Annotated in this window: 12 protein-coding genes; all 12 read left to right on the top strand. The window is 60.9% G+C overall.

The genetic code is table 11. The annotated features are described in order from the left end of the window. Positions 1-52 precede the first annotated feature (52 nt). The 12 genes from bamA to kdsA all read left to right on the top strand — a co-directional run bounded on the left by bamA (position 53) and on the right by kdsA (position 15,988). Positions 53-2,437, top strand: coding sequence for an outer membrane protein assembly factor BamA (gene bamA / locus EGJ27_RS08910; RefSeq protein WP_125830361.1), 2,385 nt, complete (start codon positions 53-55; stop codon positions 2,435-2,437). A gap of 46 nt (positions 2,438-2,483) precedes the next feature. Next, positions 2,484-2,987, top strand: a complete 504-nt coding sequence (locus EGJ27_RS08905) for an OmpH family outer membrane protein (RefSeq protein WP_125830360.1) — start codon at positions 2,484-2,486, stop codon at positions 2,985-2,987. A 1-nt stretch (position 2,988) separates the two neighbouring features. Next, complete coding sequence (gene lpxD / locus EGJ27_RS08900; RefSeq protein WP_125830359.1) at positions 2,989-4,044, top strand: UDP-3-O-(3-hydroxymyristoyl)glucosamine N-acyltransferase; 1,056 nt, start codon at positions 2,989-2,991, stop codon at positions 4,042-4,044. 109 nt (positions 4,045-4,153) lie between these two features. After that, a complete protein-coding gene (gene fabZ / locus EGJ27_RS08895) occupies positions 4,154-4,594 on the top strand; it encodes a 3-hydroxyacyl-ACP dehydratase FabZ (RefSeq protein WP_125830358.1) in 441 nt (146 codons plus the stop codon). Next, positions 4,591-5,367, top strand: a complete 777-nt coding sequence (gene lpxA / locus EGJ27_RS08890; RefSeq protein ID WP_125830357.1) for an acyl-ACP--UDP-N-acetylglucosamine O-acyltransferase — start codon at positions 4,591-4,593, stop codon at positions 5,365-5,367. Before fabZ ends, lpxA begins: the two co-directional genes overlap by 4 nt. A gap of 2 nt (positions 5,368-5,369) precedes the next feature. Further along, complete coding sequence (gene lpxB, locus EGJ27_RS08885) at positions 5,370-6,509, top strand: lipid-A-disaccharide synthase (RefSeq protein ID WP_125830356.1); 1,140 nt, start codon at positions 5,370-5,372, stop codon at positions 6,507-6,509. An 11-nt stretch (positions 6,510-6,520) separates the two neighbouring features. Then, entirely contained in the window at positions 6,521-7,171 is a 651-nt protein-coding gene (rnhB, locus tag EGJ27_RS08880; RefSeq protein ID WP_125830355.1) for a ribonuclease HII, read from the top strand. Between the two features lie 66 nt (positions 7,172-7,237). Next, a complete protein-coding gene (gene dnaE, locus EGJ27_RS08875) occupies positions 7,238-10,759 on the top strand; it encodes a DNA polymerase III subunit alpha (protein ID WP_125830354.1) in 3,522 nt (1,173 codons plus the stop codon). Positions 10,760-10,875: 116 nt separating this feature from the next. Continuing rightward, positions 10,876-11,823 carry an acetyl-CoA carboxylase carboxyltransferase subunit alpha gene (locus EGJ27_RS08870; RefSeq protein ID WP_125830353.1) on the top strand — a complete coding sequence of 316 codons (948 nt, stop codon included), beginning with the start codon at positions 10,876-10,878 and terminating at the stop codon, positions 11,821-11,823. Positions 11,824-11,892: 69 nt separating this feature from the next. Further along, positions 11,893-13,230: a tRNA lysidine(34) synthetase TilS gene (tilS, locus tag EGJ27_RS08865; RefSeq protein WP_125830352.1), complete on the top strand. Its 1,338-nt coding sequence runs from the start codon at positions 11,893-11,895 to the stop codon at positions 13,228-13,230. 265 nt (positions 13,231-13,495) lie between these two features. Then, on the top strand, positions 13,496-15,127 hold the full coding sequence (locus tag EGJ27_RS08860) for a CTP synthase (RefSeq protein WP_125830351.1): 1,632 nt from the start codon (positions 13,496-13,498) through the stop codon (positions 15,125-15,127). A 15-nt stretch (positions 15,128-15,142) separates the two neighbouring features. Then, positions 15,143-15,988, top strand: a complete 846-nt coding sequence (kdsA, locus tag EGJ27_RS08855; RefSeq protein ID WP_125830350.1) for a 3-deoxy-8-phosphooctulonate synthase — start codon at positions 15,143-15,145, stop codon at positions 15,986-15,988. The last annotated feature ends 46 nt before the right edge of the window (positions 15,989-16,034 follow it).

Genomic DNA, 16,034 nt, shown 5'->3' with positions numbered 1-16,034 from the left:
GCCGCATTTTGCGGCAGTTTGTTTATTGCCAGTTGGAATAAGAAAGGACTTCATGAAACGTCTGCTGCTAACTGCGGTTCTTGCCGTACTGATGATCGCTGAAGTTCACGCCGAGTCCTTCACCATCTCCGATATCCGTGTCAACGGGCTGCAGCGGGTCTCCGCCGGCAGCGTGTTCGGTGCATTGCCGTTGAACGTCGGCGAGCAGGCGGATGACGGTCGTCTGGTTGAAGCTACCCGTGCGCTGTTCAAAACCGGTTTCTTTCAAGACATCCAACTGGGTCGTGACGGCAACGTGCTGGTCATCTCCGTTGTCGAGCGTCCTTCGGTCGCCAGCATCGAGATCGTAGGCAACAAGGCGATCTCCACCGAAGACCTGATGAAAGGGCTCAAGCAGTCCGGTCTGGCCGAAGGCGAGATCTTCCAGCGTGCGACCCTCGAAGGCGTGCGTAACGAACTGCAGCGTCAGTACGTGGCGCAAGGTCGCTACTCTGCCGAGGTCAACGCCGAAGTCGTGCCTCAGCCGCGCAACCGCGTGGGTCTGAAGATCGACATCAACGAAGGTACGGTCGCGGCCATCCAGCACATCAACGTCGTGGGCAACACCGTGTTCCCCGACGAGGACCTGATCGGTCTGTTCGAACTCAAGACTACCAACTGGTTGTCGTTCTTCAAGAACGACGACAAGTACGCCCGTGAAAAGCTGTCCGGTGACCTGGAGCGTCTGCGTTCCTACTATCTGGATCGCGGCTATATCAACATGGATATCGCCTCGACCCAGGTGTCGATCACCCCGGACAAGAAGAACGTCTACATCACTGTCAACGTGAATGAAGGCGACAAGTACAGCGTCAAGTCGGTCAAGCTCAGCGGCGACCTCAAGGTGCCTGAAGATCAGGTCAAGTCGCTGTTGCTGGTGCAGCCGGGCCAGGTGTTCTCCCGCAAGGTGATGACCACCACGTCCGAACTGATCACCCGCCGCCTGGGCAACGAAGGCTATACCTTCGCCAACGTGAACGGCGTGCCGACACCGAACGCCGAAGACCACACCGTCGACATCACCTTCGTGGTCGATCCGGGCAAGCGTGCCTACGTCAACCGCATCAACTTCCGCGGCAATACCAAGTCGGCGGACGAAGTACTGCGTCGCGAAATGCGCCAGATGGAAGGGGGCTGGGCGTCGACGTACCTGATCGACCAGTCCAAGACTCGTCTGGATCGCCTGGGCTTCTTCAAGGAAGTCAACGTCGAGACACCGGCCGTGCCGGGCACCGATGACCAGGTGGACGTGAACTACGCGGTGGAAGAGCAAGCTTCCGGCTCGATCACGGCCAGCGTCGGTTTCGCACAGAGTGCGGGCCTGATCCTGGGTGGTTCGATCAGTCAGAACAACTTCCTCGGTACTGGTAACAAAGTCAGCATCGGCCTGACCCGCAGCGAATACCAGAGCCGTTACAACTTCAGCTATGTCGATCCGTACTACACGCCGGATGGCGTGAGCCTGGGCTACAACGCGTTCTATCGCACTACCGACTACGACGACCTCGACGTCGATGTGGCGAGCTACGCGGTAGACAGCCTGGGTGCCGGTATCAGCCTTGGCTACCCGATCAGCGAGACGTCACGCCTGACCTACGGCCTGAACGTTCAGCAGGATGAGATCAAGACCGGTACGTACACTGTCGAAGAGATCTTCAAGTTCATCGATCAGGAAGGGGACAGCTTCCTGAACTTCAAGGCTTCCGTGGGCTGGAACGAATCGACTCTGAACAAGGGCGTACTGGCCACTCGCGGCCACTCGCAAAGTCTGGTTCTGGAGTCCACCTTGCCGGGGAGCGACCTGTCGTTCTTCAAGCTCGACTACCGTGCCCAGTACTTCCACCCGATCAGCGACAGCTACACCCTGCGTCTGCATACCGAGCTGGGTTATGGCGACGGTTACGGTTCGACCTCGGGTCTGCCGTTCTATGAAAACTACTACGCCGGCGGCTTCAACTCGGTTCGTGGCTTCAAGGACAGCACCCTGGGCCCGCGCAGCACGCCTAGTATCGGTGAAGCCAACGGCGGTCGCCCAGGCACCGTCGCAGACCCGGACCAAGATCCGCTGCCGTTCGGTGGTAACGCGCTGGTTCAGGGCGGTGTAGAAATCATGTTCCCGCTGCCATTCATCAAGGACCAGCGTTCACTGCGTACCTCGCTGTTCTGGGACGTAGGTAACGTGTTTGACACCAACTGCGATTCCAACCGCACGCTTAATGGCGAGAAAGTCGAGTGCAACGACATCGACTTCTCCGGCATGGCGAGTTCGGTAGGTGTGGGCGTTACCTGGATCACCGCGCTTGGCCCGTTGAGCTTCGCCCTGGCGATGCCGATCAAGAAGCCGGATGACGACTCCGAAACCCAAGTGTTCCAATTCTCCCTGGGTCAGACGTTCTAAGACGTCTGGTCTGTGATAACGCAACGAATTCTGTAGGAGTTGTATTGTGCGTAAGTTGACTCAATTGGTACTGCTGGCCTCCGTTCTTGTTGCCGGCCCCGCATTCGCTGACATGAAAATCGCTGTCCTGAACTATCAGATGGCTCTGCTGGAATCCGACGCGGCGAAGAAATACGCCGTGGATGCCGAGAAGAAATTCGGCCCGCAACTGACCAAGCTCAAGGGCCTGGAAAGCAGCGCCAAGGGTATCCAGGATCGTCTGGTGAGCGGCGGCGACAAGATGGCCCAGCCCGAGCGCGAGCGTCTGGAGCTGGAATTCAAGCAAAAAGCCCGTGACTTCCAGTTCCAGTCCAAGGAACTGAACGAAGCCAAGGCCGTTGCCGACCGTGAAATGCTCAAGCAACTCAAGCCGAAGCTGGACCAGGCGGTTGAAGAAGTCATCAAGAAAGGTGGTTTCGACCTGGTGTTCGAGCGCGGTGCAGTGATTGATGTCAAGCCTCAGTATGACGTCACTCGCCAGGTCATCGAGCGCATGAACCAGCTGAAGTAATATGAGCACAATCATCAAGCTCGGCCAGTTGGCCGAGTTCCTTGGCGCCACATTGCGTGGCGACCAGGACAAGCACATTACCGGGCTGGCCATTTTACAAGAGGCCGGCCCTGATCAGCTTAGCTTCCTGGCAAATCCCCAGTACCGCAAGTTTCTCGTGGACGCCAAGGCTGGCGCCGTGCTCTTGAAGCCGGCCGATGCCGACGGCTACACCGGAGATGCCCTGCTGGTGCCGGATCCGTACCTGGCCTATGCCCGTGTCTCCCACCTGTTCGATCGCAAGCCCAAGGCCAGTGTCGGTGTACATCCGAGCGCGGTCGTGGCGGACGACGCACAGGTCGATCCGTCTGCCAGCATTGGCGCGTTCGCGGTCATCGAAAGCGGTGCCAGCATCGCGGCAAACGTGACCATTGGCGCGCATTGCTTCATCGGTGCGCGTTGCGTGATCGGTGAAGGCGGTTGGCTGGCGCCACGCGTGACGCTTTATCACGATGTGCGTATCGGCAAGCGGGTCGTCATCCAGTCCGGCGCAGTGCTGGGGGGTGAAGGCTTCGGTTTTGCCAACGAGAAGGGCGTCTGGCAGAAGATCGCCCAGATCGGCGGCGTCACTGTCGGAGACGACGTGGAGATCGGCGTGAATACGGCCATCGACCGCGGTGCTCTGGCGGATACCCTGATCGGCAATGGCGTGAAGCTCGACAACCAGATTCAGATCGCCCACAACGTACAGATCGGCGACCACACGGCCATGGCGGCCTGTGTCGGGATCTCCGGCAGCACCAGGATCGGCAAGCACTGCATGCTGGCGGGCGGGGTCGGGCTGGTGGGGCATATCGAGATCTGTGATGGCGTATTCATCACTGGCATGACGATGGTTACCCACTCGATCACCGAGCCGGGCTCCTATTCGTCCGGCACTGCGATGCAGCCCGCAGCCGAATGGCGCAAGAGCGCGGCCCGGCTGCGCAAGATCGATGACATGGCGCGCCGGTTGCAGAAACTGGAAAAGATGGTCGAGACCGTGACCTGCGCCAGCAATGCTTCATCTGATGGCTGATAACTTTTTAATATCAAGCGTGCACAGTCTATAAACTGCCTCCTTGATGCAGAGGAGTGCTGCGCAGTCGCGACGCACTCCCAATCTTTACTACAGGCTTCCCCTCGAAATGATGGACATAAAAGAAATTCGCGAATACCTGCCTCATCGCTACCCGTTCCTCTTGGTGGATCGTGTGACGGAGCTGGATATCGAGAACAAGAACATTCGCGCTTACAAGAACGTCAGTGTCAACGAGCCATTCTTCGAGGGTCATTTTCCTCAGCACCCGATCATGCCGGGCGTGTTGATCATTGAAGCGATGGCTCAGGCCGCCGGCATCCTGGCGTTCAAGATGCTCGACACCAAGCCCTCCGACGGCACGCTTTACTATTTCGTCGGCTCCGACAAGCTGCGTTTCCGTCAGCCGGTCCTGCCGGGCGACAAGCTGGAACTGGAAGCCCGCTTCCTGAGCAGCAAGCGTCAGATCTGGAAGTTCGAATGCCAGGCCACGGTCGACGGCAAGCCTGTATGCTCGGCTGAAATCATCTGTGCGGAACGCAAGCTATGAGTTTGATTGACTCTCGCGCAATCATCGATCCGACGGCCATCCTGGCCGACAACGTGGAGGTCGGCCCCTGGTCGATCATCGGAGCCGGTGTGGAAATTGGCGAGGGTACAGTTGTCGGTCCGCATGTGGTCCTCAAAGGGCCGACGCGGATCGGCAAGCACAACCGCATCTACCAGTTTTCATCGGTGGGCGAAGACACCCCTGACCTCAAGTACAAGGGTGAGGCCACTCGTCTGGTGATCGGCGATCACAACATCATTCGTGAAGGCGTGACCATTCACCGCGGAACGGTTCAGGACCGTGCGGAGACCACGCTGGGTGATCACAACCTGATCATGGCCTACGCCCACATCGGGCACGACAGCGTGATCGGCAATCACTGCATTCTGGTGAACAACACGGCGCTGGCCGGTCACGTGCACGTGGGCGACTGGGCGATCCTGTCCGGTTTCACCCTGGTGCATCAGTTCTGCCACATCGGCGCCCATAGCTTTTCCGGCATGGGCACGGCGATTGGCAAGGATGTCCCGGCATTCGTCACGGTATTCGGCAACCCTGCCGAAGCGCGCAGCATGAACTTCGAAGGCATGCGCCGTCGTGGATTCAGCGAGCAGGCCATCCACGCCCTGCGTCGCGCCTACAAGACGGTCTACCGTCAAGGCCTGACCATCGACCTGGCGATGGCCGAGCTGGCCGAGCCTGCGGCGCAGTTCCCCGAGGTCGCTTTGTTCCTGCAATCCATTCAGTCCTCGACCCGCGGCATCACACGCTAACCATGGGCAGCCCATTGCGTATCGCGCTGGTGGCCGGCGAGGCGTCCGGCGATATCCTCGGCTCAGGGTTGATGCGCGCCATCAAGGCCCGCCATCCGGATGCCGAGTTCATCGGTGTTGGTGGTCCGCTCATGGAAGCGCAGGGCATGGTCTCAAGTTTCCCCATGGAGCGGCTGTCGGTCATGGGGCTGGTCGAAGTGCTGGGCCGCCTGCGCGAATTGCTGGCTCGGCGCAAGTTGCTGGTCCAGAACCTGATCGACGCCAGGCCCGATGTGTTCATTGGTATCGACGCTCCGGACTTCACGCTCAATATCGAGTTGCAGCTGCGCCGTGCCGGTATCAAGACAGTTCACTATGTCAGTCCGTCGGTCTGGGCGTGGCGTCAGAAGCGGGTATTGAAGATCCGCGAAGGCTGCGACCTGATGCTGACCCTGCTGCCGTTCGAAGCCCGCTTTTATGAAGAGCAGGGCGTTGCGGTGCGTTTCGTCGGGCACCCGCTGGCCGACACTATTCCCCTGGAAGCCGACCGCGACGCGGCACGCGCCGAACTGGGTTTCGATAGCGGGCCTGTGGTCGCGCTGATGCCGGGCAGTCGCGGCGGCGAAGTGGGGCGCCTGGGAGCGCTGTTCTTCGATACCGCCGAACGCCTGCTGGCCCAGCGCCCCGGCCTGCGCTTCGTGCTGCCGTGCGCGAGCCCGCAGCGCCGTGCTCAGATCGAACAGCTTCTCGAACATCGCACCCTGCCGATCACCTTGCTCGACGGCCGGTCGCACGTGGCCCTGGCCGCCTGCGACGCGGTGCTGATCGCCTCCGGCACCGCCACGCTCGAAGCACTGCTGTACAAGCGACCAATGGTGGTTGCCTACCGTCTGGCACCGGTTACCTTCTGGATCCTCAAGCGCATGGTCAAAAGCCCGTACGTGTCGCTGCCCAACCTGCTGGCTCAGCGTTTGCTGGTGCCCGAGTTGCTGCAGGATGCGGCTACGCCCGAGGCGCTGGCTCGGACCCTCCTGCCGCTGATCGACGGCGGACAGGCGCAGACCACCGGGTTCGACGAGATTCACCGCACCTTGCGTCGCGATGCTTCCAACCAGGCTGCCGAGGCGGTTCTGAGCCTGATCGGCCAGTCACCTTCACAATGAGTGTTTCATCGATGCAAATGGGTCTGGATTTCAACCTGGTCGAAGACCTGGTCGCCGGCGTCGACGAGGTCGGGCGCGGCCCACTGTGCGGCGCCGTGGTGACTGCTGCGGTAATCCTCGATCCGGCGCGACCGATCCTAGGACTCAACGACTCCAAGAAACTGACCGAAGCGCGGCGCGAAAGGCTGTTCGACGAGATTCAGGAAAAAGCGCTGTGCTGGTTCATCGCCCGGGCTGAAGTCGGGGAAATCGACAGCCTCAACATCCTGCATGCCACGATGCTGGCCATGAAGCGCGCGGTCGAAGGGTTGAGCATCACTCCCAGACTGGCGTTGATCGACGGTAACCGCTGTCCGCAGTTGTCGGTGCCTTCAGCGCCAGTCATTCAGGGCGATGCCAAAGTACCTGCCATTGCAGCGGCTTCGATTCTCGCCAAGGTCAGTCGGGATCGGGAAATGTCCGCTTTCGAGTTGATCTATCCGGGCTACGGCATGGGTGGCCACAAGGGCTATCCCACGCCGGTGCATCTGGAAGCGCTGGCTCGCCTGGGGCCGACGCCGATTCACCGGCGTTCGTTCGCGCCGGTGCGCGCCGCCTACGAAGCGCGCGAGGCGATGATGATCGGTTCGACGTCGCTGCCGATCGGTCTGCTTCAGAACTGACGTTTAGCGCAGGGATCGCTACAATCCCGACCTTCGTTTTTCGTGTCTACCCGCTATAGGATCACCATGCCGGCTTCTTTCGTTCATCTACGCCTGCACACCGAATACTCGCTGGTCGACGGCCTGGTTCGCGTCAAGCCGCTGATCAAGGCGCTGACCGCCATGAACATGCCGGCGGTGGCGGTGACCGACCAGAACAACATGTGCTCGCTGGTCAAGTTCTACAAGGCGGCGCAAGGGGCGGGTATCAAGCCGATCTGCGGCGCCGACCTGTGGCTGGCCGGACGCGACGACGACGCGGCGCTCAGCCGGATCAGCCTGCTGGTGATGAACCCGGCAGGTTATCGCAACCTGACCGAACTGATTTCCCGTGGCTTCATCGAGGGCCAGCGCAACGGCCAGGTCATCGTGCAGCCTGAATGGGTCGCCGAAGCCAGCGAAGGCTTGATTGCACTGTCCGCCGCCAAGGAAGGTGAAATCGGCATGGCGCTTCTGGGCGGCAATCCAGGCGAGGCCGACGAACTGCTGCGCAAGTGGATGGCGGTGTTTCCCGACCGTTTCTACATCGAAGTACAGCGCACCAATCGCGCCAACGACGAAGAACACCTGCATGCCGCGGTAGCCCTGGCCGAACGCCACGGCGCACCCCTGGTGGCGACCAACGATGTGCGCTTCATCAAACAGGCCGATTTCGAGGCCCACGAGACGCGTGTCTGCATCGGCGAAGGCCGGGCGCTGGACGATCCGCGCCGTTCCCACAACTACAGCGACCAGCAATACCTGAAAAGCGCGGACGAAATGGCCGAGCTGTTCAGCGACCTGCCCGAGGCGCTGGAAAATACCGTCGAGATCGCCAAGCGCTGCAACATCGACGTCAAGCTGGGCACTCACTTCCTGCCCAATTTCCCGATTCCCGATGGCATGACCATCGACGAATATTTCCGCAAGGTGTCTTTCGACGGCCTGGAAGAGCGGCTGTCGGTACTGCTGCCCAAGGACACCACCGAAGATTACGAAGCCAAGCGCCAGGTCTACGTCGACCGCTTGAATTTCGAGCTGGATATCATCATCCAGATGGGGTTCCCCGGCTACTTCCTGATCGTCATGGACTTCATCCAGTGGGCCAAGAGCAATGGCGTGCCGGTTGGTCCGGGCCGTGGGTCGGGTGCCGGGTCGCTGGTGGCCTATGTGCAGAAGATCACCGACCTTGACCCGCTGGAATATGACCTGCTGTTCGAACGCTTCCTGAACCCGGAGCGGGTGTCGATGCCCGACTTCGACGTCGACTTCTGCATGGACGGTCGCGACCGGGTGATCGACTACGTGGCCGAGAAGTATGGTCGCAACGCGGTGAGCCAGATCATCACCTTCGGTTCCATGGCGGCGAAGGCTGTGGTTCGCGACGTGGCGCGGGTGCAGGGCAAGTCCTACGGCCTGGCGGATCGTCTGTCCAAGATGATTCCGTTCGAAGTCGGCATGACCCTGGAAAAAGCCTACGAACAGGAAGAAGTGCTGCGTGACTTCCTCAAGGTCGACGAAGAAGCCGCTGAAATCTGGGAAATGGCCCTCAAGCTCGAAGGCGTGGTACGAAACGTCGGCAAGCACGCCGGTGGCGTGGTTATCGCGCCGACCAAGCTGACCGACTTCTCACCGATCTATTGCGATGAAGAAGGCGACGGCCTGGTCACTCAGTTCGACAAGGACGACGTCGAGGCCGCCGGTCTGGTGAAGTTCGACTTCCTGGGTCTGCGGACCCTGACCATCATCGACTGGGCGCTCAAGACCATCAACCGCGACCGCGCCAAGGTCAACGAAGCGCCGCTGGACATCGCGTTCATTCCGCTTGATGACCTGCCGACCTACCAGCTGTTGCAGCGGGCCGAAACCACAGCAGTGTTCCAGCTCGAATCCCGCGGCATGAAGGAGCTGATCAAGAAGCTCAAGCCCGACTGCCTGGAAGACCTCATCGCACTGGTGGCCCTGTTCCGTCCAGGCCCTTTGCAGTCCGGCATGGTGGATGACTTCATCAACCGTAAGCACGGCCGGGCAGAGCTGTCCTACCCGCACGTCGACTACCAGTACGAGGGCCTCAAGCCGGTACTGGCACCGACCTACGGCATCATCCTGTACCAGGAACAGGTGATGCAGATCGCCCAGGTCATGGCCGGCTACACCCTTGGTGGCGCGGACATGCTGCGCCGGGCGATGGGCAAGAAAAAGCCCGAGGAAATGGCCAAGCAACGCGGTGGTTTCATCGACGGCTGCAAGACCAACAATATCGACCCGGATCTGGCGGGCAACATTTTCGACCTGGTGGAAAAATTCGCCGGTTACGGTTTCAACAAGTCTCACTCCGCCGCTTACGGGCTGGTCTCCTATCAGACAGCCTGGCTCAAGACCCACTACCCGGCGCCATTCATGGCTGCGGTACTGTCGGCGGACATGCACAACACCGACAAGGTCGTGACCCTGATCGAAGAAGTGCGCACCATGAAGCTGCGCCTGGACGCGCCGGATGTGAACACCTCCGAGTTCAAGTTCACGGTCAGCGACGACGGCCGTATTCTTTACGGCCTGGGCGCGATCAAAGGTGTTGGCGAAGGCCCGGTGGAAGCGATCACCGAGGCGCGGCAGAACGGCCCGTTCACCGACCTGTTCGATTTCTGCGCGCGGGTCGACCTCAAGCGCGTCAACAAGCGGACCCTCGACGGCCTGATCCGCAGTGGTGCGCTCGACCGTCTCGGCCCGTATTTCGAGCTGGAACCCAAGGCGTACCAGGCCAACATCGACCGTAACCGCTCGGTATTGCTGGCGGCGCTGGAAGAGGCGATCCAGGCTGCCGAACAAACCGCTCGCAGCCGCGACAGTGGTCACTCGGACCTGTTTGGTGGGCTGTTCGTCGAAGAAGACGCCGACGTATATGCCAACCATCGCAAGACCCGCGAGCTGAGCCTGAAGGATCGCTTGCGCGGCGAAAAGGAAACCCTGGGCCTGTACCTGACCGGGCACCCCATCGATGAATACGAAGGTGAAGTGCGTCGATTCGCTCGCCAGCGGATCATCGACCTCAAGCCGGCGCGCGACACCCAGACCGTCGCCGGGCTGATCATTGCCCTGCGGGTCATGAAGAACAAAAAGGGCGACAAGATGGGGTTCATCACCCTGGACGACCGCTCGGCGCGTATCGAAGCCTCGCTGTTTGCCGAAGCCTTCCATTCCGCCCAATCGCTGTTGCAGACCGATGCTATGGTGGTGGTTGAGGGTGAAGTGAGTAACGATGACTTTTCCGGCGGGCTGCGCCTGCGCGCCAAACGTGTGATGAGCATCGAGGATGCGCGGACCAACCTGGCCGAAAGCCTGCGAGTGACGGTGCATGCCAGTGCCCTCAAGGGCGACCGGCTGCGTTGGCTGGGCGATCTGTGCAAGAAGCATCGCGGCGCCTGCCCGATCACCGTGGACTACACCGGGCCTGATGCCAAGGCCCTCCTGCAGTTTGGCGAAGCGTGGCGAATTGATCCTGCGGACAGCTTGATTCAAGCTCTGCGTGACCAGTTCGGACGTGAGAACGTCTTCCTGCAGTATCGCTGACGCTGTAGGCTCAGCCCTGAATTTTCAATTTCGACCTGACCGCGCCTGTTCCCAAGGGAAAGGCGCAGACGGATCAACCGGCCGGCCTCTTGGCCGTCTACCCAAGACGGATGCCTATGAACCCGAATTTTCTTGATTTCGAACAGCCTATCGCTGACTTGCAGGCCAAGATCGAAGAACTGCGCCTGGTGGGGAACGACAACTCGCTGAACATCGGCGACGAAATCTCCCGGCTGCAAGACAAGAGCAATACGCTCACCGAAAGTATCTTCGGCAACCTGACCAGCTGGCAGATCGCGCGCATGGCGCGTCACCCGCGTCGTCCTTACACCCTGGATTACATCGAGAATATTTTCACCGAGTTCGAAGAACTGCACGGCGACCGTCACTTCTCCGATGACGCGGCCATCGTTGGCGGCACCGCGCGTCTCGACGGTCAGCCGGTCATGGTGATCGGTCACCAGAAAGGTCGCGAAGTCCGCGAAAAGGTGCGCCGCAACTTCGGCATGCCGCGCCCTGAAGGCTACCGCAAGGCGTGCCGCCTGATGGAAATGGCCGAACGCTTCAAGATGCCGATCCTGACCTTCATCGACACTCCGGGCGCTTATCCGGGCATCGATGCCGAAGAGCGCAACCAGAGCGAGGCGATTGCCTGGAACCTGCGTGTCATGGCCCGTCTGAAGACGCCGATCATCGCAACCGTGATCGGTGAAGGCGGTTCCGGCGGTGCGCTGGCCATCGGTGTCTGCGACCAGTTGAACATGCTGCAGTACTCCACCTACGCGGTAATTTCCCCGGAAGGTTGCGCGTCGATCCTGTGGAAAACCGCCGAGAAAGCTCCGGATGCGGCTGAGGCCATGGGCATCACCGCCGAGCGTCTCAAGGGCCTGGGCATCGTCGACAAGGTGATCAACGAGCCGTTGGGTGGCGCACACCGCGATCCGGTCGCGGCGGCGGCGTCGATCCGTGAAGAGCTGAGCACTCAGCTGGACATGCTCCGCGCCTTCGATAACGAAGCGCTGTTGAAGCGTCGTTATGATCGCCTGATGAGCTACGGTCTCTGATCGAGTAGGGAACTGGCTCCCACACCCCCCTGTAGGAGCCAGCTTGCTGGCGATGGCGGACAGATTTCCATGACCAGAATCACCCCGGTGGGTCATGATCTTCGCGACAGGGTCTTTCAGGCCCTGGCTTGTCGGCGCCACGCGCCTGCCTGGCATGTCGGTTTCTCCGGCGGCCTGGATTCCACGGTATTGCTGCACCTGCTGGCCGACCTGGCCCGGCATCATTCCCTTCCGCCTCTCTACGCCATCCATGTGCATCACGGTCTGCAAGCGGCTGCCGATGGCTGGCCGGCGCACTGTCGCCGCGTGTGCGAGACGCTGGGTATTGCTCTGCAAATCATTCATGTGACGGTTGCCCCAGGCGCAAGCCTCGAGGCCGCAGCTCGGGAAGCACGTTATGCGGCCTTCAGCGAGGTGCTGAAAGAAGGGGAGCTGCTGCTGACCGGACAGCACCGCGACGATCAGGCGGAAACCGTGCTGTTTCGCCTGCTGCGCGGCGCCGGTGTGCGTGGCCTGGCGGCGATGCCGACGCAGCGGGTGCTGGGCAAGGGAGGGTTGTTTCGGCCGCTGTTGGCCGTGTCGCGAATCGAGCTGGAAGATTACGCGAATCGACATGGGCTGACGTGGATCGAAGATCCCAGCAACACCGACGTCCATCACGCCCGCAACTTCCTGCGCAAGCAGGTCATGCCCCTGCTGCAGGAGCGATGGCCGGAGGCCGGCGCCAGCCTGGCCCGTACTGCCGCGCACTTGAGTGAAGCGCAAGGGCTGCTGGATGAACTGGCGGAACAGGATCTCAGCGCGGCTCGTGCCATCAGCCCGTTCGTGTGGCTAGGGTTGCCGGTCCTTTCGCTGGCGCCGCTGGCGCTGCTCTCCGCTGCCCGGCAGCGCAACGCCCTGCGTTTCTGGCTGGCCGCGTTCAGCCGGTTGCCCGACACCGACCACTGGGTCGGCTGGGAAACCCTGCGCGATGCCGGCGAGGACGCCCGGCCGGTCTGGCGGCTGGTCGACGGTGAGCTGCAGCGCAGCAACGGGCATATCTGGTGGCTACCGGACACCTGGCGCCTGCCGGACGAAGGCGCCGTGACCTGGCCTGCGCCCCGGTCCGGACTGATGCTTGGCGGTAACGGTCATGTAACGCTGGTGGGCGATATTCCGCCCGGGCCGTTCGAGGTGCGTTATCGCACGGGCGGCGAGGTGATGCAGGTGCCGGGGCGCGGGCGGCGCGACCTCAAGCGACTGCTCAACGAGCAGGGCGTGCCGGCGTTCGTGCGCGGCCGATTGCCGCTGCTGTACCGTGACGGGCAGTTGCTGGCGGTCGCCAATCTGCCCGGCCTGGACGGGCGCGCCCATGGAAACTGGCATTTACGCTGGGTCGCACCGACGAGCGACCAATGTTTGAGCTGAAAGGGGCTTTCAGGTAGACTACGCTCCCTTCTTGATACAGCTTATGTTGGTTCTTTCGAATCAACGCAAGTTGCCGGTTACCAACCAGTGTTTACTGGGCGATTTCTTAAAATGTAGCGCGCAATGGGCAGGCTTGTGGCCGGTCGGTTTCAACGCAGCAGTTTCGGGAGTGCACCGTGAATTATGTCGGTAATCGGGGGCTTCGGCCTTCCTTCGCTTTCCCCGGCGGCTCTGACCGCTTTAACGCAGACTTCTAGGGTTTTTCATGACGCGCTACATCTTCGTCACGGGCGGTGTTGTTTCTTCATTGGGGAAAGGCATTGCCTCGGCTTCATTGGCGGCCATCCTGGAGGCGAGGGGGCTTAAGGTCACCATGCTCAAACTGGACCCCTACATCAACGTGGACCCGGGTACCATGAGCCCGTTCCAGCATGGTGAAGTGTTCGTCACCCATGACGGCGCGGAAACCGACCTGGACCTTGGCCACTACGAGCGGTTCATCCGCACCACCATGACCCAGAACAACAACTTCACCACCGGCCGTGTGTACGAACATGTCCTGCGCAAAGAGCGCCGTGGTGATTATCTGGGCGCGACCATTCAGGTCATCCCGCACATCACCGACGAAATCAAGCGCCGCATCATCAAGGGTGCCGGCGATGCCGACGTCGCGCTGGTCGAGATCGGCGGTACGGTGGGCGACATCGAGTCGCAACCGTTCCTCGAAGCAATTCGCCAGCTGCGTGTCGAAGTGGGCTCCAAGCGCGCGATGCTGATGCATCTGACGCTGGTGCCGTACATCGCCACTGCAGGCGAAACCAAGACCAAGCCAACCCAGCACTCGGTCAAGGAACTGCGCTCCATCGGCCTGCAGCCTGACGTGCTGATCTGCCGTTCCGACCATCCGGTGGACGTGTCCTCGCGTCGCAAGATCGCGTTGTTCACCAACGTTGAAGAACGCGCGGTCATTTCGCTGGAAGACGTCGACACCATCTACAAGATTCCTGCCGTACTGCACGCCCAGGGCCTGGACGATTTCGTCGTCGAGCGCTTCGGCCTGCAATGCAACGGCGCGGATCTGTCCGAGTGGGAAAAAGTGGTCGACGCCAAGCTCAACCCCGAGCATGAAGTCACCATCGCCATGGTCGGCAAGTACATGGAACTGCTCGACGCGTACAAGTCGCTGATCGAAGCCATGAGCCACGCCGGTATCACCAACCGCACCAAGGTGAACCTGCGCTACATCGATTCCGAAGACATCGAGAATCAGGGCACCGGCCTGCTGGAAGGCGTCGATGCCATCCTGGTTCCGGGCGGTTTCGGCCTGCGCGGCGTGGAAGGCAAGATCACCGCCGTCCAGTTCGCTCGCGAGAACAAAGTACCGTACCTGGGCATCTGCCTGGGCATGCAGGTTGCCGTCATCGAGTTCGCCCGTAACGTGCTGGGCTGGAAAGACGCCAACTCCACCGAGTTCGATCGCAACGGCGCGCATCCGGTCGTCGGCCTGATCACCGAGTGGGAAGACGCCACCGGCGCAGTCGAAACCCGTACCGAAACCTCCGACCTGGGCGGCACCATGCGTCTGGGCGCGCAGGAATGCCAGCTGTCGGCCGGCTCGCTGGTACATGACTGCTACGCCAGCGACGTGATCGTCGAGCGTCATCGTCACCGCTACGAAGTGAACAACAACCTGCTGCCGCAGTTGATCGAAGCCGGCCTGAAGATTTCCGGTCGTTCCGGTGACGGCGCACTGGTCGAAGTGGTCGAGGCGCCGGATCATCCATGGTTCGTGGCCTGCCAGTTCCACCCTGAGTTCACCTCGACGCCACGCGACGGCCACCCGCTGTTCAGCGGTTTCGTCAAGGCTGCGCTGGCTCAACATCAGAAGAACGGCTGAAAGGGATACCAGTAGATGGCTCAGAAAATCATCCGCGTCGGCTCGATCGAGATTGCCAACGACAAGCCAATGGTCTTGTTCGGTGGCATGAACGTGCTCGAGTCGCGCGACATGGCGATGCAGGTCTGCGAGGAATACGTGCGGGTTACCGAAAAACTCGGCATCCCTTACGTGTTCAAGGCCAGCTTCGACAAGGCCAATCGTTCTTCGGTGACGTCCTACCGCGGTCCGGGCCTCGAAGAAGGGCTGCGCATCTTCGAAGAGATCAAACGCACCTTCAACGTGCCGCTGATCACTGACGTGCATGAGCCGCATCAGGCCGCTGCCGTCGCGCAAGTCTGCGACATCATCCAGCTGCCGGCCTTCCTGTCGCGCCAGACCGACCTGGTGGTCGCGATGGCCAAGACCGGTGCCGTGATCAACATCAAGAAGGCCCAGTTCCTCGCACCTCAGGAAATGAAACACATCCTGACCAAATGCGAAGAGGCCGGTAATGATCAGTTGATCCTGTGCGAGCGGGGTTCCAGCTTCGGTTACAACAACCTGGTGGTGGACATGCTCGGCTTCGGCATCATGAAGCAGTTCGAATACCCGGTGTTCTTCGACGTGACCCACGCCCTGCAGATGCCGGGCGGCCGTGCCGATTCGGCCGGTGGGCGCCGTGCCCAGGTTCTGGACCTGGCCAAGGCCGGGTTGAGCCAGAATCTGGCCGGTCTGTTCCTCGAAGCCCATCCGGATCCGGACAACGCCAAATGCGACGGGCCTTGCGCCTTGCGCCTGGACAAACTGGAGCCATTCCTGGCCCAGCTCAAGTCACTGGATGAACTTGTTAAAAGTTTTCCGATCGTAGAAACCGCTTGATCAGGGTTCTCCGGTAAAGTGCCGTTCCCCGTCATTCGTGACGGGG

Origin of the sequence: Pseudomonas sp. v388, from assembly GCF_003935425.1 — a bacterium.
Lineage (GTDB): Bacteria > Pseudomonadota > Gammaproteobacteria > Pseudomonadales > Pseudomonadaceae > Aquipseudomonas.
The sequence above is the reverse complement of the archived record's forward strand: the minus strand, read 5'-3'. Positions and strand labels throughout refer to the sequence as shown.